The sequence below is a fragment of the Roseibium sp. HPY-6 genome (assembly GCF_040530035.1).
Lineage (GTDB): Bacteria > Pseudomonadota > Alphaproteobacteria > Rhizobiales > Stappiaceae > Roseibium.
Map to the genome: position 1 here is coordinate 3,065,320 of NZ_JBEWCD010000002.1, position 19,942 is coordinate 3,085,261.

A 19,942-nucleotide genomic window follows, 5' to 3' on the forward strand; every position below is an offset into this window, starting at 1 on the left:
TCGCGCGTTTCGGCACACTTTTCGGGCACAACCATCTTTTCGTAGGGCAGCTGGAGAACGGCACCTGGCTGAATTCGACCTGGTGCCGTGTTTATTTTGACATGCTTTGTCGTAGCCAAACAATGAAGGCCCTGACGCGAGGCGGCACGGTGCCGAGCGGTGTCACGGCATAGTAGGTTATCGACAGCGGCGACGCGACAGGAACTCGGCAAAGTTGTCCTGACCTAAGTTCGTCTCGTACAAGGATTTCCGGCGCGATAGCCAGGCCGAGGCCTTGCCGAACCAATGAGAATTGCAGAAATGGAACGCCGACGTCGTTGTTTTTGATCGATCGGGTGTCGAGACCAAAAGCCTTCATACCTTCCTCTTCGTGTCTGACGCCGGCAGACCAAATCCAGGGCAATTTGTCGAGAGGCCCCATGTCGTCCTTTACGATCGAGGGTGCGCCAATGACGATGAGCTCGCTCTCCACGAGGGGTTCGGCCTTCAGGCCGGGCCAGCTTGGCGTGGTCGGAGCAGTGCGGATTGCCAGATCCAGGCCCAGGGAAACAATGTCCTCGATATCCTGAGACGGCATGACTGAAACCTGGACATCGGGGCTGGTTTCCCAGAATTCGTGGAGCTTTGGAAGAATCACCGCTTGCGAGAAATGCACAGTGGCCGCAACCTGAAGCGGTGCTTTGGTTTGCTCTGCCTGCAACTCCCTGATGCCGGTGGCAATCGTTCCGAAGCCGGCGTTCAGGCACTGCGCCAGTAAGGTTCCCGCTTCGGTCAGAACGACCGTCCGACCCGAGCGTCGCGCCAGCTGTGCTCCAAGATAGGTCTCAAGGGACCGGACACGTTGGGCGATGGCAGCATGCGTGACGTTGAGTTCGCGCGCCGCCGACGCAAAGCTCCCGCTGCGCGCTGTCAGTTCGAAGGCACGGAGCGACGTGAGCGAGGGAAGAGACTTCCAATCAATTTCCACAATGATACCTGATGTATTGTTTGATGCTTTTTGTTGTTTCGTAAAACTTGAGACTATCAGCTAAACTTGTGCAAATCAGCAATCATTTAGACAGGCACATACGATGTGTAAGGTATCGAAAATTGTCTTCCACATCCGCGATCGGCACCGCATCTCACGAAAGGAAAAACTATCATGATTGCCTATGTCACTGTCGGCGTGAACGACATGACCCGCGCCGAGTGTTTTTACTCTTCTTTCCTGTTGAACCTCGGCTATGAACTGGAGGTGATCGATGGTGAGTTGAGTTACGCGCAACCGGGTCAGTCTCCCGAATTTCCAGAATTCTACGTCAAGGCCCCCTTCAATGGTCAGCCGGCCACGGCCGGCAACGGGACAATGATCGCGTTTCGGGCTGGCAGTCAGAAACAGGTTCGGGATCTGCACGCCGCCGCAGTTAACGCGGGAGGTGCCGATGAAGGCGCGCCAGGCTTTCGCGAGTCCTACGGACCGAACTTCTTTGTTGCCTACCTGCGAGACCCGGAAGGCAACAAGATTGCGCTGTTCTCTTCTGACCCAAACGAACCAGGACGAGACGGATAGCAAAGTCGCCAGCTTGCCCCATGGGAAGAAGGGCTCTCTGTCAGCGTATTCGCTGTCAACTCTGAAATTTCCTCTCGAGACAGAACCATGCTTACAAGAGACGTCCCCCCAATGTCTGCCATCCGTGTTTTTGATGCGGCTGCGCGACACGGAAATTTTTCCTCAGCATCTGGAGAGCTGTCGATGACACAGGCGGCGGTGAGCTACCAGATCAAGGTTCTCGAAGATCGTGTTGGCGCCCCGCTGTTTGACCGGCATGCACGAGGTGTAACGCTGACAAATGCTGGAAAAGACTTTGCTAAACAGATCGTTCCGGCAATGGACATAATATGCGAAGCCTATGCGGATGCTATAGGAGCGGCACAAACAACCCTTACGATCAATGCGATCCCGACTTTCGCCACCCATTATCTGGCCAGTGCACTGCAGACTTTTCAGCAGCAAAATCCAAACATCAACGTACGTCTGGAGATTAGCGAGAACACTGTTGACCCGAAGTCAGTTGATTGCGATATGGCGATCCGCCTTGGTACCGGAAATTTCGGCGACATGGACTGCTGCAGGCTCTTTCCTGCCGTCTTCACACCGATGATTTCGCCACGCCTGATCGAGAGGGCAGGCGACCTGACCAGATACGAAGATCTTTTGAAGCTTCCCCTTTTGTCACCAGCAGACCCTCGATGGCGTGTTTGGTTGGAAGCGACCGGGCTTGAAACGTTTTGCTTGAGCCCGGAGCCGGCTTGTCATCTCGGAACGCAAATAGCCGAAGCACGCGCGGCCATCGAAGGGAGCGGCATCGCCATGCTGACACCTATGTTTTTTGAGCGAGAATTGGCAACGGGCACACTTATACAGCCGTTCGACCTTCTGGGAGAAGATGGAAACAGCTATTGGCTTCTAGACAAACACACCCGTGGCAGATCTGCGAAAATCCGTAAATTTCGCTGCTGGCTCCTCAAAGAAACAGCCACTTTCCGTCGGCATCGTGCTGAGTTGTCGTTTTCGGAAGCCTAGCTTCGGCTTGTCTCGGATTTCAGGATGAATTTGAGTTCAATTCTTAACGACGTCCACCGGGTCGCACTCTTGATCCGCGATCATCAAGGACAAATCTCAAGCTCACCACGGTCGAATCGATCGCAGAAGATCGCGCCGTTTCTTTCAAGTCGGGCCTATGCAGCTTGTTGAGCCCATGGACGGGTTGCGAGAATATTGAGAGGCCGCACCTCCTGGCAAATTGCCGACTTGTACGGGCCGGTGCGCGTTGGACACGCACACCGGCTCAAGCTCATAAAACTTCAGGCGAACGGATATCAGCAATCGACGCTTGGAAAGCAGGTTCTGCAATGATTGCATCGGCATAAGCGTTTCCAAGTATCTGCCCCTGGGATACGTCCATGGGATAGTGAACGCCAGCCACAACACGTCCATGACCGATCCGGTTTGCAAGGTCCACTAACTCATCCGCCTTCTCGGGAAAGACCTCAGACAAAAGCCTGGCGTAGACGATCGCCCGAATGGCATGACCACTCGGATAGGACGCAACGGGGCGGGCGTCGCCGACCGGATCAACCGCAGCGCTGATTTCGAAGGGGCGGGGGTAGTCGTAAACACCCTTGACTGCATCATAGTCCGAGCGGACTTCGTCAATGGCCGTGTCAATCAGGGCTTTTAGGGCAGGGCCATCCACTTCGAAAATGGCCTCGCCGACAACAGGAGCGAACCTTTCCAGATTGAGCGTTGATTCAACAAATTCGATCTGTTCCGGTGTTCGGGTTTCCTGAAGCCAGAGCACCGTCGACATTTCCTCGTGAAATCGCGGTGTTCCAAGGGCCGGCGGTTCGACGATCATACGGTGAGCGTCGATGACGCCTTCCGGAAGCAGGGGGGCTGTATTGTCTTGTGCTAACGCGGGCCCGGCTGCAATGGCAAAAACCAGAACCGCTGCAGAAAGCGTGCTTGTTCTTGCTGTCATTTCCTCTCACCTCCAATTTGATAAGTCCTTGGAACTTGTGTTCCTGTAAGCCAGAGATGAGATCAGCAGTCTGAAATACAAATTAAGTTATGGTAACCAGTTGGCATGAATTTAATTCACCTAAACGGATAAGGGTTTACTAAAAGCAATAAAGTGAATAGATTTACGTAATATTTGTCTTTTTTTCCATATCTCAGCAAGATCCGAAGTATTTGATTGCCAGTTTGAATAATTGAATGAGTATTAATTTACGGCTTGGATTGAAGAGCGCACTTTTACACACTGAGAACCGCAAATTATTGGCGTTCGCGCGCTGAAGCCACGTCAGGCCTCCAAATTTTCAGACCCACACCTTTTGTTTTGCCTAGAAGCTCTACAGCCTTTCTTGCATTCACGCGAACAACCGCAAAAAGGCGTTAAATGCAAATCGACAGCTATTAGTGTTTTTTCTTGAGAGTCGTGTCGCGTTACGTTACGACATTATTTGGATCTAGATTAGACTGTTTGTCGGTGCCAAGTGCACACCAAAAAAAATTCGTAAGCTTTTTCAATCGCTTGTTAATTTGAGCAAGCATAGCAACGCGCAAGAACCGTCAAACATTCATGTCCGCAAAGTTCAAGGGCTTGGCCGATTAGGCTGTGATCTTTGACGGCGATCCAGGACTAGACTGATCGGAGAGGGGGGCACCCTTTTAGACGTTTCTATGGGTGTTCATCCGAACGGAAAAAGAGTGTGAACTTAGAAACCGGTCCGGTTTCGCTAATAATTTTGGAGCAAACGAATATGAAATATCTTTTTTATGCGGTTGCGGCTTTGGTTCTTTTTGCATCCCCGGCGGCTTCGGCCCCGATTGCGGGCCTGTTCGGTGAATTGTGGGACCAGAACAATACATTCGAGCGCCGCTTTATCGGCGAAGTTGAAGCTTTCGTAAATGACCCTGCGAACACGCCTGATGCGACCTTTCGATCAACCGAAGTGAACTACCCGCGCGGCATGGTTGCTCAAAACCCGATCGTTGTTCCGTTTGACGATTTTCTTGGCGATGATTCTGACAGTCTCTCTGTCGTGTCCGGACCAACCTTTGAGCCTGGAAACGACTTCATTATGCGCTTGAGCGGGTTTATCACGCTTGATGCGGGGTTGCACACATTCGCAGCTCGGGTCGATGACGGCATGCTACTCAAGATAGACGGCCAGGAGATCTTTCGTCTGCGCGTGGATGGTTCCGATGTTACGTCTTACTCGAACCTCATTATGACTACTGTGGCGCTCGATGGTGGGCGTATGCCGATCGAACTTATCTACTTCGACAATGCAGCAGCTAATTTTGGTGTTCGCGTGGACGTGGACGGCAAGCCGATCGGCGGCGACATGATTTCGACCGGGAGAACATCCGTTGTTCCATTGCCTGCGTCCGCTTGGCTGCTGATAACCGGACTGCTTGGGCTCGCATCTTTTAGGCGCTCCCGGGTATCGTAACCGGCTTCGGTAAACCGACTGCACACACCCCGAACAGAGCCTGCTTACGCGTCATCTGCAAAGACCCTTTCCACGGAGTGGAACTGGATTGAATCTTCATTTGGTAAGCAATCAATTGTCAGATCTGTTTTTTCTGGTGAATGATGGATCGTTGGCGAATTAAGCAGGTTTTGAAGCAATTGGTTTGACGCCACGCAAACAGTGGCGCTGATGGTGGCCTAGATGCAGCCGTCATCTTGTAAACACTGAGCGAGCCGTCAAAACCCAATGCCACCGATCCGCAGAACTAACTGGTCAGATTTGATTTTTTTGCTGGCTTGGCGAATAGCCACACTTAATAGTTGATATTGATAAGGAAACTGGCAGTTGTTAAATGCCAGCGCCAGCCCCATTCAAGCGCAAGGTCCTCGGAAAAGCGCGCTACGGTCGTCAAGAACGCGGGCGCTGTGGAGCGTTTGACGCTATGACAGTCCGACACGCCTTTGAATAAGGTCGCTTGAAAGGTGAGCGAAGCGGCTACAGGCTCAAAAGAGATCGTTCCAATTGGGAATATCGGGCAAATTCTGGGTGTATTCAGTTTGGAAAGGTCAAGATGAACGTTCTACCGGACAGATTTTTGAGAGATCTTCACACGCTCCGTTCCTTCGGTGCAAGTGGCGTGGGCAAGGGAGTGGTGCGTCCGGCGTTTTCTGAAGCAGACGTAGCTGCCCGAAAGTGGCTCATCAACCAGTTGGAAGCGGCGGGCCTGGCCCCGCATGTAGATCCTATGGGCAACGTCTTCGGCCTGAGCGATGCTCCATCCATGCTTTTGGGGTCTCATACCGATACCCAGCCCGAAGGGGGTTGGCTCGATGGGGCATTGGGTGTCATCGTCGCATTGGAAATCGCGCGTGCTGCAAAAGAAGCGGGAGGTCCGCCGGTGTCAGTCGTGAACTTCCAGGATGAAGAAGGGCGGTTTGGCGCGCTGACCGGATCCAGCATTTATTCAGGCAAGACCTCACTTGCCGAGGCAGACGAATTCACGGACATGAACGGCGTCTCTTTCCTCGATGCGCGGTCTTCAATGGCGGATCTTGCAGGCGCGTTCGTGCCACATGACCAGTTCTTGGGTTTCATTGAACTTCATATTGAACAGGGCAGCACATTGCACGACGCGGGCGAGGCGATTGGCGTTGTCACAGATATTGTCGGTTCCCGGCAACTGCAGGTCACCCTGCGAGGTCAGCAAAACCACGCTGGCACCACGCTGATGCACCAGCGAAAAGATGCGTTTCAAGCGCTGTCGGCATTCAACGCCGCACTAAACGACCGCCTTCGAAACATCGTAACACCACGCACAGTCTGGACGATTGGCCGGATACAATTGCGGCCCAATGCGCCCTCTATCGTGCCCGGTGAAGTGATGTTCGACGTGCAGTGGCGCGATGTAGATGAGGATCGACTGGCCCGGATGGAAGCTCTTGTTCGCGAGCTTGTTGCCGAGATTGCCGCCAACCATGGAATGCAGGCTGAAATCGTGCCGATCAAGGCGCTGCAGCCGGTTCCAATGGACGCCACCTTGCACGCGGCCTTGAGCGCCGCAGCTGAGGCGCAGGCGCCGGGAAAATGGCGCGAGATGCCGTCCGGCGCCTTGCACGACGCTTCTAACATGGCGCGGTTGATGCCGTCAGCGATGTTGTTTGTTCCCTCGATTGACGGGATCAGCCACGATTTTGCCGAGGACACGCACGAGTCCGACTTGATGACCGGCCTGCACGTGATGGCGGACGCCGTCAACCGACTAAACTGAAACAGGTGTTGAACCGGAGCCCCGTCGCGCAAACGAAAGCGGCATGAGCGTCGCAACACTCACCTGCGCGACGGGGTTCTGGCAAAGCAAACACCAAGGGAACAGGATGAAAGAGAGCGTGATCTTGGTTATTCCAGCTGGTGCAGATTTTTACCAAAAGTTGTAAGCAGTCTGTGATTGCGCCTATCCTGCCTCTTTGCGAAACCGGGGGGAGACGCATGGAGAGTTCGCAAGCTTACGACATAGCACTAAAAATATCGGATCTATGCGCAAAAGCGCTGCAATTTTTCATTGCTATCTGTTCGCTCTTCGGTGGCTGGGTGGTCGTCAAAGGGTTACCCAGTGACATCCAGATACGCACATTTATCGCGCTAAGCTTTGTGTTTTCGACGGGCGCCATCATGGGGACATTGCTGCTTTTCATTCGCAGGGCGGATGCCGCGATCGCGCTGTCTAGACAGCTTTATCTGGAGGGTTCAGGAGAGATCGGTCCGCTGGTCATGCCGCTCTTTGCAAAGAATGACACGTTATTCAGCCGATACGGGGCGGTCGTCGGCATGGGCGTGGTGATCCTTTCGATCGCGATACTGATTTTTCTCGCGCCCGACAGCGACGACAACAGCAAAAAGGAAACCCGCATCATCCCCGTAGGCATTGAAGCCAAAGATACCCGGCAACTTGGGATAACGTTTGGGACAACCGGTAATGATGCTTCTCCAACCAGCGAAACGCGCCGAACTGTGGGAAGTGGCAGAGGCGCATAAAATGGCAAGAGCTGATCAGGCTGGCCTCAATGGCTGAGACTGCTCGCCTGATTGCAGAAAAGCAGCCCAGAAAAGACCTGGACACGCTCCTCGAAATAATTGGCTTGCGAGTTGAAAGAATGGCGAATGATTGTCCCGTGTTCCACGAAGTCGCTTAAAGTACGGATACATGCGGGATCCCGACAAACAGGCTGAAGATTGGTTTGAACTCTGCCTGGAGGGAAAATCCAACAAAGATCATGCGCTCGAAGCCGTTATGATGGATCCACAAGACTTGAGAGAAACGGTTCTAGCGGAAATCGAGAGGCTAAAGGGTAGTCTTGGGAGGTTTTGCCACGCGCTTTAAGAGCAATATGGGCTTCCAGAACTTGCAAGTGCCCATGAGCGTGTTGACGTAGGCGAAGCCGCTTAATTCGCACAATGGACCGAACCAGGAAAAAATTTGGATGCCGAGTTAATCTGCGCGTTTTGCCAAAGAAGGTTACGCGCTGCATCAGCGTTCTAAGCTCTTTCGTGTCCCATCATTGGTGTGTGGATTCGCCGAAGGTTCTGGGAAACCGCAGGAAGTACTCGCAACAATAATCAGATCTCAAGTGCAACCAGGTTACGAAAAGCAATTGGAATAAATTAGGAAAAATTGGCTGGGGAACCTGGATTCGAACCAGGACTAACGGAGTCAGAGTCCGCGGGTCTACCGTTAACCTATTCCCCAACTCGGCTCACCTGTGTGAGCGTGCGATGTCTGTTGTGAGGACAACCTGATCGCCGATTGGTGAGCGGCATATACGCCCAACATAACCGCGATTTCAAGTACCGTCTTAGACTTTTTTGTGAAATTACGCGCTTGAGGCCCTGCTGAGAGCTTTGCAAGTTTCTGAGAGCGAAAGCTTTTCCAGCGGCGGTCAACCTGTTACAGTTTTACCAACGATAGATATGGCCAGAGAATGCACCGCCAAGATGGCAGGCGCATCCGGCCTGAAAGGTAAAAACGTGACTGAGTCAGGTCAGGAACCGCCCGGAACCGGGCGACGTGCCGCTGACGCGTCCGAAGATAGCGGGACTCGTAGCGAGTTCAGGGGAAAGAACCGTCGGCGCCGGAAGCGGCGGTCCGGACAGGGTTCAAAAGGCGGTTTGGCGGGGCAGGGTCCTCGTGCTTCATCACCGTCAGAACAAACGGGAGAAATCCCGGCCCGAGACGCTAGCGGACACGTCAATTTTGCAGCCAGCGCGCAGGTAAAGCCTGCAGCAGCGATTGGTGATTCTCCCAACCCAGAAAAGCGCCGCAAGAAGAGGCGTCGTGGCCGCTCGGCAACAGCGAACCTGACAGCTGCCATGGCCGGTGATCAGGCCGGCGGAGCATCTAATTCAGAAACTTTCACAAGTATCAAAGGCAAAAAGGCTGCCAACCGGAGGGGTCGTCGCCGCTGGCAGGCTTCTAAAAACGCAAAGAACGGGAGCGAAGCACCGCCTGAAAACGGTGCTGTGCATTCGGATCGGGCACATGTGCAACAAGCGAAAAACCCGGCAGACAAGCACGACGGCGACCGCCGCGCGAAGGAAGATACAGATATTCGGCTCCCGCGGACGGGTGCGGAACTTGAAAAAGACGTCAAAAGACGTTTTCCGGGCGGCAGACGGTTCAGGAACGGCCAGCACAATTCCCCGCTTTATGCAGCTTTGGATCTTGGAACGAACAATTGCCGGCTCTTGATCGCGCGTCCTGAAGACCGTGGCTTTCGGGTCGTGGATGCTTACTCACGCATTGTCAGGCTGGGTGAGGGCGTAGGGTCCAACAAATGCCTCAGTTCAGCTGCCATGGACCGCGCCATCGACGCACTTGCCAACTGTCACAAGAAACTGGCTGACCGCGGCGTATTGAGATCTCGCCTGATTGCAACTGAAGCCTGCAGAGCCGCTGAAAACGGGTCCGAATTCATTGAGCGGGTCAAGGCGGAAACGGGATTGGCACTGGAAATCGTCGACAGGGAGACAGAAGCGCGCCTGGCCGTGGCGGGGTGTGCATCGCTGGTCGATCACGAAGCAGATGGCGTCATCCTGTTTGATATCGGCGGCGGTTCGTCCGAAATCGTATGGTTGGATCTGCGCAATCGGTGCGGCGCGCGCGGTTACGCCTTGACCCGGTTCATCAGGTCCTGGATTTCCTTGCCGGTCGGCGTCGTCAATCTTGCCGAGCGTCATGGCGGCGTGCATGTGACACCGGACATCTTCGAAGCGATGGTTGAAGACGCGGCAGATCATCTTTCGTCTTTCGGCCTTTCGGATACACTGTCCGAGGCCATCGCGTCGGGGCGCGTGCACATGCTTGGAACATCCGGCACGGTCACCACGCTTGCAGGTGTTCATCTTGGACTGAGACGTTACGACAGGCGGAAGGTCGATGGAACCTGGCTCCACGATCATGACGTGGCGAAGATGATTGATCAGCTTCGGGACATGCCTTACGAGGCCCGCGTAGACAATCCTTGCATTGGTGCTGATCGTGCGGATCTCGTTCTTGCGGGCTGCGCCATTCTTGAAGCAATCCGGCGCCGCTGGACCTGTTCGCGGTTGCGTGTAGCTGATCGTGGATTGCGCGAGGGTATTTTGACCGAGTTGATGGCGGCTGACGGTGTCTGGGCAAACAAAAAGCAAGGCAGGCGGCAGGATAGACGACGCCAGAGGAACAGAGCATGAGCCGTTCAAAGAAGGGATCCGGTGACCGCGGCCTGCATGTCAAAGTCAAGACGGCTGCCGGAAGACGGGAATCGTCGACCCGCTGGCTCGAACGCCAGTTGAACGATCCCTATGTCAGGCGCGCAAAGGCCGACGGTTACAGATCGCGTGCGGCCTACAAGCTGATCGAGATAGATGACAAGCACAAGCTGCTCAAACCCGGATACCGGGTCGTTGATCTGGGCTGCGCTCCAGGTGGATGGTGCCAGGTGGCAGTCGAGCGGGTCCAGTCGAGCATCGACGCGCCCAAGGTCGTTGGTATTGACTATCTCGAGATGGACCATGTCCGCGGCGCGATTTTTCTGAAGAAGGACTTTCTCGACGACGATGCTCCAGCGGCGCTGATGGAAGCTCTCGGAGGGAACAGACCGGATGTCGTCCTCTCGGACATGGCCGCCCCGACGACGGGCCACAAGCAGACCGACCACCTTCGCACGACACATCTCTTCGAGATCGCCATTGATTTTGCCAGGCGGAATCTTGTTCCAGGCGGGTCCTTTCTGGCAAAGGTCTTCCGGGGCGGAACCGAGAATGCACTCCTTCAGGATTTGAAACGCGAATTCAAGTCCGTTGCGCACCTGAAGCCGCCCGCAAGCCGCAAGGAAAGCCCGGAACTCTATGTGATCGCCAAGGGGTTTCGTGGCAGCGACCTTGATCCGGACAGCTGACAGAAGACTTTGAAACAAAGTACTGATGAGGAGAGATTCGTATGACCACAATCTCCGAGTTCGAAACGGCATTGCTCAATTCATGGAGTTTGGAGTCCAGCACGCTTTGGACGCCGAAGACGCCAGCGGCCGGGCAATGCGGCGTTACAGCGATGGTGGCCAACGACGTTCTGGGGGCAGAGGTTCTGAAAACCAGATACGGCGATATCTGGCATTTCTACAATCGGCTTGACGGCGTTCGCTACGACTTTACCGACAGCCAGTTCAATGAACCGATCGCCTATGACGACATTCCCTCTGACCGGGAAGAGGCATTCGGCGACACAAATGCCAGTCAATACAATTATCTGCACAACGCGGTCGTCCGGTTCCTTGAACAGTGACATCGCAGGAAACGGGTTTTTGCTCTGATTTCCCTTTGCATTCTGTCACCTGCGTGTTATTGACCCGCGCCAACTTCTCCGGCAAAGCCGAAGCGACTCGTCACACGCAGACTTCGAATTCGAGCCTGCGTCTTTTGTTATTTTAAAAGGGGAATTGGCCATGGCATCTTTCTTTGTCCCGTCGACCGGGCAACAAGCTCTGACATTCGACGATGTGCTCCTGATTCCCGGTCATTCTGAAGTCATGCCAGGTGATGTCGACCTGAAAACCAAGGTCACACGGGAACTGGAACTCAATATTCCCATTCTTTCCTCCGCCATGGATACGGTCACCGAAGGGCGGCTCGCCATTGCCATGGCACAGGCCGGTGGTATCGGCGTGGTCCACCGCAATCTGACACTGGACAGGCAGGCCGAAGAAGTCCGGATGGTCAAGAAGTTCGAATCCGGGATGGTCGTCAATCCGCTCGTTATTGGTCCGGATGCGACCTTGCAGAATGCGTTGGATCTGATGAAGCAATTCGGTATCTCCGGTGTGCCTGTTGTCGACAATGGCGGCACCGGTGGACAAATTACCGGCAAACTTGTCGGCATCCTGACCAACCGCGATGTGCGTTTTGCCTCGGACCCGCAGCAGAAGATCCAGGAACTGATGACCAGTAACAACCTGGTCACCGTTAGCGACAATGTCAGCCAGGAGGATGCCAAACGCCTTCTGCACCAGAACCGGATCGAAAAGCTCCTCGTTGTCGACAAGGATCAGAATTGCATTGGCCTGATCACCGTCAAGGATATGGAAAAGGCCCAGCTCAATCCGAACGCGTCAAAGGATGCCCAGGGCAGACTGCGGGTCGCAGCGGCGACCAGCGTCGGCGACGAGGGGTTTGCAAGGGCGGAACGGCTTGTTGATGCCGGCGTGGATATGGTCGTCGTCGACACGGCCCACGGCCATTCGCAAAAGGTTCTGGATATGGTTGGCCAGGTGAAGAAACTGTCCAATTCGGTTCAGGTTCTGGCAGGAAATGTTGCAACCTCCGAAGCCACGAAAGCCCTTATCGACGCCGGAGCGGATGCGGTCAAAGTCGGGATCGGTCCAGGGTCGATCTGCACGACACGCATCGTTGCTGGTGTTGGCGTTCCCCAGCTGACGGCGATCATGGAATCGGTCAACGAGGCTGAGAAACAGGGTGTTCCGGTCGTTGCCGATGGCGGTATCAAGTATTCAGGCGACCTTGCCAAGGCGATTGCTGCAGGTGCGGGGTCTGTGATGGTTGGCTCGCTGCTTGCCGGAACCGAGGAAAGCCCCGGCGAAGTTTATCTCCATCAGGGACGGTCCTATAAGTCCTATCGCGGTATGGGATCTGTCGGCGCAATGGCGCGCGGGTCTGCTGACCGTTATTTTCAGGCCGAGGTGCGCGACAGCCTGAAACTCGTTCCGGAAGGTATCGAGGGGCAGGTTCCCTACAAAGGGGCACTTGGCAGCGTGCTGCATCAGCTCGCGGGCGGATTGCGCGCGGCCATGGGCTATGTCGGCGGCAGGGACATTCGGGACTTTCAGGAAAAGGCCCGTTTCGTCCAGATTTCCGGCGCCGGCCTGCGCGAAAGCCATGCGCATGACGTCACGATTACACGTGAAAGCCCGAATTATCCTTCTAACGTTTAACCTGTTTTCGTGATCTGGCCATTTGTTGCGGATTACATCAAAGGATCAATATGAAAGACGGCGGACGCCTGGCGGCTGCAATTGAAGTCCTGGCAGAAATGGAAAACCGTCACCGTCCGGTGCAGGCTGCTTTGAAAGACTGGGGGAACTCACACCGGTTTGCCGGATCCGGAGACCGCACGGTTATAGGTAATCTAGTTTTCGACGCGCTGCGCAACAAGGCTTCCCTTTCTGCGCACATGGGAAGCGAAGAGCCGCGCGCGATCGTCCTGGCGACCTACGCGCTCACCTGGGACAAGGGCGTCGAAGCGCTGAACGCGGCGCTTGAGCAGGACCGCCACGCACCGGAACCTCTGTCTGAAGTCGAGACGGCAAGCCTGACGTCCGGAAGAACCGGTGATCTCTCAGCATCTGCGACGGCCGATGTACCTGACTGGCTATGGCCTGAATTTCTGGAAGCATTCGGCGACGAAGCCGAAGCAGAAGGCATCGCGCTTGCGACCCGGGCACCGGTCGATCTGCGCGCAAACACCTTGAAATCGGACCAGGAGAAGATCCTGAAGCGCCTAGCCCATACCGGTGCGGTGGCAACTAAGCTATCGCCGCATGGCGTTCGCATCGAAGCTAAACCCGGACTTGCACGCATGCCGCACATCCAGGCGGAAGAGGGATACCGCAAAGGCTGGTTCGAACTGCAAGACGAGGCCAGCCAGCTGGCGGCGCTTCTGGCGCAGGCAAAACCTGGAGAACAGGTCCTTGATTATTGCGCAGGCGGGGGCGGCAAGACGCTCGCGCTCGCAGCCGCCATGCAAAACAAGGGTCAACTGTACGCATATGATGCTGACAGGCTGAGGCTCGCGCCGATCCATGAACGCTTGCAACGCGCCGGTGTGCGGAACATTCAGGTGCGTGACCCGGCCAGCTCCACGCTTGCCGACCTTGAAGCGCAGATGGACCTGGTGTTCATCGACGCGCCCTGTACTGGAACCGGCGTCTGGCGGCGCCGGCCGGATTCCAAATGGCGCCTCGCCGAAAAAGCGTTAAACGACCGCATTGAAGACCAGCGCAATGTGCTTCGCGCAGCAAGCAGATATGTCAAGTCAGGTGGGCGTCTTGTATATGTCACGTGCTCGGTCTTGCTCCGGGAGAACCAGCGGCAGGCCGACTGGTTCCTCAACGAAAACAAAGATTTCCGGGCCTTGTCCGTCATCGACATCTGGAAAAGCGTTTTACCCGGGCGCGGTGAGCCGAAATACGTGTCTGAACGCGGTGAAATTCTTATGACACCAGCTTCATCGAACACGGACGGTTTTTTTGTATCCATGTTCGAAAGGCAGTCTTGAACGTCTCGTTCGGATCAGGTGAGATCAATCAATCACGTTCGGTCGCGGCGCTGCAGACCAAGAAGATTAGGGGCTGGTCCGTCTTTACCGCTTGCTGTCTCGGGGCCTAATTGACGCCCGTCAGGCGCCTTATTCCGTGAGACTGTGTCTTTACCGGTTTGTGTTTCGCGCACAGCCGTTATCTCAGCATCCCTTGGAGCGCTCGTCATGTCAGCAACTGCTCGGGCAGGCGCGTGAACTGAGTCATCACCGGAATGCTGATCTGCCTGCGCTGCGGACGCGACAATGTCTTCAGCAAGCTTGCGGACACTTGGATCGAGCCCAAGGCCCGACGCCAATCCAGTTAGAACCGAGCGCGCCTGAACGCTGTATTTGAGTGCGGCAAGCGCGGCTCCGAGTGCGTTAAGCGGCTCCTGCGCCTTCGTGTCGATGTCGTGGGCCTTGAGCGCAAAGGAGAGGGCGCTGACCTGATCGTCCAGCTTGCGGCTGAGAACACTGAGGCGTACAAGGCAGGTTAGTGACGCGGGACGAAGTTTGAGAGCGGCTTCAGCGGCTTCGTAGGCATCTCGCAGGGCACCTTTTCCAACCAGCGCATCAGAGAGAATTTCCAGGGCATGAGGCTCGGCAGGTGCTATTTCATTCGCCTTGATGGTCAGTTCAATAACTTCGTCATATCGTTTGCGCCGCAACAGCACTTCCGACAATCCCAGAAGCGCGTCCAGGGAATTCGGTTCCGTTTTAAGCGCTTTTCGGTAAGCCGCAATGGCAGGCGCGCTGTTCCCGTTTCTGGCCTGTATTGACGCAAACAGGGAAAGAACCGCTGGCGAGTCCGGCAAAATCGCGATCAGCCGATTGACGACCTCATTGGCTTCTCTTGGATTGTCCTGTTTCAGGCAAACACTGGCGTAGCCATAAAGGGCATTCCGGTTTTCCGGCTTCAGTTCGAGAACCTCACGAAAATTCTGCGCAGCATTTTCCAGGTCGCCCAAAAGAAGGTGGCAGTTTCCGAGGCTGGCACGTGCATTCAAATTTTCAGGCTCTGAAAAGACGACACGCCGCAGTTGGGATTGCGCTTCTTCCAGATACCCCGCCTGAAGCAGCGCCGTGGCCGTTCTGTAAGCGATTTCGGTGTCCTGAGGAGACATTTCCTGGGCCCGCAGGTAAGACACCAGCGCTTTGTCGAGATCGCCGGATTGTTCGAGTGCAATCGCTTCTTCAAACGCTTTACGTGCGGTTGCGGTCATATCTCTTCCGACTTGTTGAAGACCCGGCCATCGCCTGATCCCGAGCTGTGTAACGTAATCAATCCGCCGACTTTAAAGGACCACATCGGCAGGGGCAAAACGGAATTTGGACCGTACACAGCTTGTCTTCGGGCGCAGATTGCACTTTCCCGGCAATCTGAATGATGCAAGCTGACAGTGTTCGGTCAGAAAATCCTGTGAGACAGCTGTTTCTGCGCAGAATTCGGGTTCTAATTATAAATTAGACCGGTTAGAAGCTGGCCATGACCCATCATGACCGCCTCCTCATCATCGATTTTGGTTCGCAGGTAACGCAGCTGATAGCCCGTCGCCTGCGCGAATTGAACGTATACTGTGAAATTCATCCCTTCCAGAATGTGACCGACGCCTTTCTGGAGACCTTCAACCCAAGAGCGGTTATTTTCTCAGGCGGGCCGTCTTCCGTATTCGCGGAAGGGGCGCCGATGCCACCTGCATCGGTGTTTGACCTCAAGATACCTATCCTGGGGATCTGCTACGGCCAGCAGGTGATGATGCACTGTCTTGGCGGCAAGGTCGAAAGAGGACACGGGACAGCCGAGTTCGGCCGCGCATTCGTGACACCGAAAGACACGAAGCTGTCATTGCTGGATGGATGGTTTGAATCAGACAAAGAACAGGTTTGGATGAGCCATGGTGATCACGTAAGTGAAATTGCGCCTGGTTTTGAGGTTTATGGCACTTCTCCGAACGCTCCATTTGCGATCACGGCGGACACAAACCGGAATTTCTATGCGGTTCAGTTTCATCCCGAAGTCCACCACACGCCAAATGGCAAGAAACTCTATGAGAATTTTGTCCGCCTGGCCGGGTTTACCGGCGACTGGACGATGGGCGCTTACCGGGACGACGCCATTGCAAAGATCAGGGAGCAGGTCGGCGACAAGAAGGTTATCTGTGGTCTGTCAGGTGGTGTCGACAGTTCCGTTGCCGCAGTGCTTATTCACGAGGCGATCGGAGACCAGCTGACATGTGTCTTTGTCGACCATGGTTTGCTCAGGCTGAACGAAGCCGACGAAGTGGTCTCGATGTTCAGGGACAACTACAACATTCCGCTGATCCACGCGGATGAGGCTGACCTTTTTCTGAAAGAACTGGAAGGTGTTTCGGATCCGGAGACCAAACGTAAAACGATCGGGAAGCTCTTTATCGACGTTTTCCAGAAATATGCGAACACGATCGAGGGCGCAGAGTTTCTGGCCCAGGGCACGCTCTATCCGGATGTCATTGAAAGTGTCAGTTTTTCCGGCGGTCCGTCCGTTACAATCAAGTCCCACCACAACGTTGGCGGCCTGCCCGAGAAAATGGGCCTGAAACTTGTGGAGCCCTTGCGCGAGCTCTTCAAGGACGAGGTGAGGGCACTTGGCAGAGAACTTGGGCTCCCCGACAGCTTCATCGGACGTCACCCGTTCCCGGGGCCCGGTCTTGCTATCCGCTGCCCGGGGGAAATCACGCGCGACAAGCTGGAAATCCTGCGCAAGGCTGATGCGGTCTATATCGATCAGATCCGCAAGCACGGCCTTTATGACGAGATCTGGCAGGCGTTCGTTGCAATACTGCCTGTTCGTACCGTTGGCGTCATGGGCGATTACCGGACCTATGACTATGCGTGCGCGCTGAGGGCAGTAAACTCGGTTGACGGCATGACAGCGGACTATTTTCCTTTCAGCCACGAGTTCCTGGGGGAGACGGCAACGCGGATCATCAACGAAGTGCAGGGCATTAACCGTGTAACCTACGACATCACCTCCAAACCACCGGGAACCATCGAGTGGGAGTAAGAGTTCCGAATGGTTACTTTCAGAAACCACCGGCTCTTCAGGAAGAAAACTAGGTCGTTGATTTGGCCAACTGTCACAAACGCTCATTCATGAAAATACCGCGCTCAACCTACGACATGGCCCGGACGCTGTTCGTGAAGGCGGGGCGTGTACACGCCTCGCGACGCTGAAATCATACTGATGACAACGCAGCTCGCTCATGGCGGAACTTTCCGAGTCGAGGGACTTTAAGGAACGCAAAAATCATATAAGAGAAGAAGTCTATTGAACTCATAACGCGTCATCTGCCTTCGTTCACTGGATTTGCGAAGTGGCAGGTGCGACAGAAAGGGTTTCGTTGCCAGACCAGGATTTACTGACACCTGATTGCTCTTCCTGCGCAGCGCTTTGTTGCGTTGTCTTTGCTTTTGATCGCTCAGAGTCCTTCGCCATCGACAAAGACGCTTGTGAGGTTTGTCCGAACCTCGACGACCATGACAGGTGCCGTATTTTCGCAGACCGCGAAGATCTCGGCTTCAAGGGCTGCATCGCTTACGATTGCCGGGGCGCCGGGCAAAGGGTGACCCAGGAAGTCTTTCATGGTGCAAACTGGCGCGAAAACCCCGCCCTCAAAGAGCCCATGGGCGCCGCCCTTTCGGTCATGCGCCGCATTCATGATCTTCTCCTCTTGCTGGAAACAGCCGGTAAAATGACGCTCGCAGCGCAGGAGGCTCGTGCTCTGACGCATCTTCAGATGAAAGTGGACCCTTCCGGAACCTGGACAGAAGAGCGACTTCGGGACTTTCCGATTGAGGACGTTACCAACGAAGTGAACAGCTTCCTGCGCTCACTGAGCCATCATGTCTCTTCGTCGCGTTAGCGTGCGCAACGGATGCAATACGCAGCGGCGGGATCGACTTCCAGGCGCTTTGCTGCAATGTCTTCACCGCATTCGACGCAGAAACCGTAGTCTCCTTCATCAAGCCGTTTGAGCGCCGCGCCAATCTTTTGAATATCCGCACGCCGTTGCCGCTCTGATGCCTGTGCCATGGCCTGACCCTGCAGCGCGTCCATTCGTGAAAGCCTCCCGACGGATTGCTGGTCGAGCGTGACCGTCGCGCGAGCGTCCTCGGAAATTTCGCTGTAGGACTCCAGTTCCTCCTTGAGCGCGATCAGCTTTTCTCTCACTGCGTCATCGTTGACCGGCATTTTTTCCTCCGGGCTCGAGCATGAAGAAATACGGGAACGCTTGCAAGCAAGCTACTTTTGAGAGCAGGTTTGAGAAAGTGTCTGCGTTAATGACGCACTCGTGACTTTGCGCGCCCGTTTGCCATCTGCGAGAACTGCGCACGAGTTGATCGGAGTTGAGTTTATGAAATTTTTGAAGATGCCCTTAGTCGCTTGTGCCTTGCTGATCGCAAACGGAATGGGCGCATATTCATTTGCAGGCGACGTCGAAATTGTCGAGGCAACCGCGCGCCAATCGGGCGATACCTGGTCGTTTTCTGTAACGCTCAAGCATGGCGACACCGGCTGGGACCACTATGCCGACCTTTGGCGGGTTTATACGCCTGACGGCAAGCTTCTTGGCGAAAGGGTGCTTCTACACCCCCACGTGGAAGAGCAACCCTTCACCCGCTCTCTTTCTGGCGTATCCGTTCCGGACGGGCTGGATGAAGTGATCATCAGGGCACGCGACAGCGTTCACGGCGTCTCGCCACAGGAGTTCAAACTCAAACTGCCGCGCTAGCCCCGCACAAAGGAAAGTACACCGTCAGCAACAAACTGCACCGATAGCGCGGCCAGAAGAACGCCGAGCAAGCGGGTGATCACAAGCTGCGCTGTCTCGCCGAGCAGCCTCTCAAGCTTGTCCGCCACAAGAAACGCTCCGAGACTGCTCAGGAGGATAACGGCGATCACACCGCCAAGACCTGCGTAGGCAACCGTGTCCGGAGCCTGGCTGGACAGGAGAATAATAGCTGAAATGGTTGCTGGTCCCGAAATCAGGGGGATCGCCAGAGGGAAAATTGCCACTTCGTTGACCGTGCCGTGGTGACCCTGCGATTCAACGGCCTTCTCTGCTGTTTCCGCCTTCCGCTCTTGGCGTTTTCCAAAGACCATTTCTATGGCGATCAAAAACAGCAATATGCCGCCAGCGACACGAAATGCCGAAACGGAAATTCCCAGGACGTTCAGCACGGTTTGTCCGGACGCATAAAATATCAGAAGAATCCCGGCTGCCGTAAGCGTTGCTCGAACGGCTACTTTTCGCCGGTCCGACTGGCTCATTCCGGCGGTGACTGCAAGGAACATCGGTGCAAGACCAACAGGGTCAATGGTAACAAAAAGCGTTGCAAACGCATTGATGAAAAAGTCCAGCATTTGGTGTGTCCGTTGCGATCTGAGAGGCTCGGATTCGGCTTTGTTACAGGGGTTTGTAGGTTACTTCGAGTTGCTTTCCGGAAATGATTTTCAAGCCCTGTGAATACTTTGTATAAGTCACTGTTATTGAACACATTTTACTTAGACGGAAAAGCCTCCCAAATTTGGCCGCG

The 19,942-nt window shown here is 54.9% G+C and carries 19 protein-coding genes and 1 tRNA gene; 13 read left to right on the forward strand and 7 right to left on the reverse strand.

The window, feature by feature from the left end; all coding sequences use genetic code 11:
- Positions 1 to 91 precede the first annotated feature (91 nt).
- A complete protein-coding gene (locus ABVF61_RS25140; protein WP_353996265.1) occupies positions 92 to 967 on the reverse strand; it encodes a LysR substrate-binding domain-containing protein in 876 nt (291 codons plus the stop codon).
- A gap of 174 nt (positions 968 to 1,141) precedes the next feature.
- On the opposite strand from ABVF61_RS25140, the gene ABVF61_RS25145 reads away from it, so the two are divergent.
- Both ABVF61_RS25145 and ABVF61_RS25150 read left to right on the forward strand, forming a co-directional pair.
- On the forward strand, positions 1,142 to 1,549 hold the full coding sequence (locus tag ABVF61_RS25145; protein WP_353996266.1) for a VOC family protein: 408 nt from the start codon (positions 1,142 to 1,144) through the stop codon (positions 1,547 to 1,549).
- A gap of 111 nt (positions 1,550 to 1,660) precedes the next feature.
- Positions 1,661 to 2,563, forward strand: coding sequence for a LysR family transcriptional regulator (locus ABVF61_RS25150; protein ID WP_353996267.1), 903 nt, complete (start codon positions 1,661 to 1,663; stop codon positions 2,561 to 2,563).
- A 271-nt stretch (positions 2,564 to 2,834) separates the two neighbouring features.
- On the opposite strand, the gene ABVF61_RS25155 is transcribed toward ABVF61_RS25150, so the two are convergent.
- A complete protein-coding gene (locus ABVF61_RS25155) occupies positions 2,835 to 3,521 on the reverse strand; it encodes a phosphatase PAP2 family protein (RefSeq protein WP_353996268.1) in 687 nt (228 codons plus the stop codon).
- 784 nt (positions 3,522 to 4,305) lie between these two features.
- On the opposite strand from ABVF61_RS25155, the gene ABVF61_RS25160 reads away from it, so the two are divergent.
- On the forward strand, positions 4,306 to 5,001 hold the full coding sequence (locus tag ABVF61_RS25160) for a VPLPA-CTERM sorting domain-containing protein (protein WP_353996269.1): 696 nt from the start codon (positions 4,306 to 4,308) through the stop codon (positions 4,999 to 5,001).
- Between the two features lie 257 nt (positions 5,002 to 5,258).
- On the opposite strand, the gene ABVF61_RS25165 is transcribed toward ABVF61_RS25160, so the two are convergent.
- On the reverse strand, positions 5,259 to 5,393 hold the full coding sequence (locus ABVF61_RS25165) for a hypothetical protein (RefSeq protein ID WP_353996270.1): 135 nt from the start codon (positions 5,391 to 5,393) through the stop codon (positions 5,259 to 5,261).
- A gap of 200 nt (positions 5,394 to 5,593) precedes the next feature.
- Between ABVF61_RS25165 and ABVF61_RS25170 the strand changes: the two genes are divergently transcribed.
- Both ABVF61_RS25170 and ABVF61_RS25175 read left to right on the forward strand, forming a co-directional pair.
- Positions 5,594 to 6,790: a hydantoinase/carbamoylase family amidase gene (locus ABVF61_RS25170; RefSeq protein WP_353996271.1), complete on the forward strand. Its 1,197-nt coding sequence runs from the start codon at positions 5,594 to 5,596 to the stop codon at positions 6,788 to 6,790.
- A gap of 218 nt (positions 6,791 to 7,008) precedes the next feature.
- Entirely contained in the window at positions 7,009 to 7,554 is a 546-nt protein-coding gene (locus ABVF61_RS25175; protein ID WP_353996272.1) for a hypothetical protein, read from the forward strand.
- A 638-nt stretch (positions 7,555 to 8,192) separates the two neighbouring features.
- Here ABVF61_RS25175 and ABVF61_RS25180 read toward each other — a convergent pair.
- Positions 8,193 to 8,266 (reverse strand) — tRNA-Gln (locus tag ABVF61_RS25180).
- A 620-nt stretch (positions 8,267 to 8,886) separates the two neighbouring features.
- On the opposite strand from ABVF61_RS25180, the gene ABVF61_RS25185 reads away from it, so the two are divergent.
- From ABVF61_RS25185 to ABVF61_RS25205, 5 genes are all read left to right on the forward strand, one after another.
- On the forward strand, positions 8,887 to 10,248 hold the full coding sequence (locus ABVF61_RS25185) for a Ppx/GppA phosphatase family protein (RefSeq protein WP_353996273.1): 1,362 nt from the start codon (positions 8,887 to 8,889) through the stop codon (positions 10,246 to 10,248).
- Entirely contained in the window at positions 10,245 to 10,955 is a 711-nt protein-coding gene (locus tag ABVF61_RS25190; protein WP_353996274.1) for an RlmE family RNA methyltransferase, read from the forward strand. The genes ABVF61_RS25185 and ABVF61_RS25190 overlap by 4 nt, the downstream gene beginning before the upstream one ends.
- A 41-nt stretch (positions 10,956 to 10,996) precedes the next feature.
- Positions 10,997 to 11,338, forward strand: coding sequence for a YunG family protein (locus ABVF61_RS25195; protein ID WP_353996275.1), 342 nt, complete (start codon positions 10,997 to 10,999; stop codon positions 11,336 to 11,338).
- A gap of 160 nt (positions 11,339 to 11,498) precedes the next feature.
- On the forward strand, positions 11,499 to 13,001 hold the full coding sequence (gene guaB / locus ABVF61_RS25200; RefSeq protein ID WP_353996276.1) for an IMP dehydrogenase: 1,503 nt from the start codon (positions 11,499 to 11,501) through the stop codon (positions 12,999 to 13,001).
- Positions 13,002 to 13,051: 50 nt separating this feature from the next.
- The gene (locus ABVF61_RS25205; RefSeq protein WP_353996277.1) at positions 13,052 to 14,344 is read left to right on the forward strand and encodes an RsmB/NOP family class I SAM-dependent RNA methyltransferase; all 1,293 of its coding nucleotides are present in this window, start codon (positions 13,052 to 13,054) and stop codon (positions 14,342 to 14,344) included.
- Positions 14,345 to 14,376: 32 nt separating this feature from the next.
- On the opposite strand, the gene ABVF61_RS25210 is transcribed toward ABVF61_RS25205, so the two are convergent.
- The gene (locus tag ABVF61_RS25210) at positions 14,377 to 15,588 is read right to left on the reverse strand and encodes a tetratricopeptide repeat protein (RefSeq protein ID WP_353996278.1); all 1,212 of its coding nucleotides are present in this window, start codon (positions 15,586 to 15,588) and stop codon (positions 14,377 to 14,379) included.
- A 263-nt stretch (positions 15,589 to 15,851) separates the two neighbouring features.
- On the opposite strand from ABVF61_RS25210, the gene guaA reads away from it, so the two are divergent.
- Both guaA and ABVF61_RS25220 read left to right on the forward strand, forming a co-directional pair.
- A complete protein-coding gene (gene guaA / locus ABVF61_RS25215; protein ID WP_353996279.1) occupies positions 15,852 to 17,408 on the forward strand; it encodes a glutamine-hydrolyzing GMP synthase in 1,557 nt (518 codons plus the stop codon).
- A 310-nt stretch (positions 17,409 to 17,718) separates the two neighbouring features.
- Complete coding sequence (locus ABVF61_RS25220) at positions 17,719 to 18,267, forward strand: hypothetical protein (protein ID WP_353996280.1); 549 nt, start codon at positions 17,719 to 17,721, stop codon at positions 18,265 to 18,267.
- Here the strand turns inward: ABVF61_RS25220 and ABVF61_RS25225 are convergent.
- A complete protein-coding gene (locus tag ABVF61_RS25225; protein ID WP_353996281.1) occupies positions 18,264 to 18,596 on the reverse strand; it encodes a TraR/DksA family transcriptional regulator in 333 nt (110 codons plus the stop codon). The two genes, ABVF61_RS25220 and ABVF61_RS25225, sit on opposite strands and share 4 nt — an antisense overlap.
- Before the next feature lie 163 nt (positions 18,597 to 18,759).
- On the opposite strand from ABVF61_RS25225, the gene ABVF61_RS25230 reads away from it, so the two are divergent.
- Entirely contained in the window at positions 18,760 to 19,137 is a 378-nt protein-coding gene (locus tag ABVF61_RS25230) for a hypothetical protein (RefSeq protein WP_353996282.1), read from the forward strand.
- Here ABVF61_RS25230 and ABVF61_RS25235 read toward each other — a convergent pair.
- Positions 19,134 to 19,769, reverse strand: coding sequence for a MarC family protein (locus ABVF61_RS25235; RefSeq protein ID WP_353996283.1), 636 nt, complete (start codon positions 19,767 to 19,769; stop codon positions 19,134 to 19,136). The genes ABVF61_RS25230 and ABVF61_RS25235 overlap by 4 nt on opposite strands.
- Positions 19,770 to 19,942 lie beyond the last annotated feature (173 nt).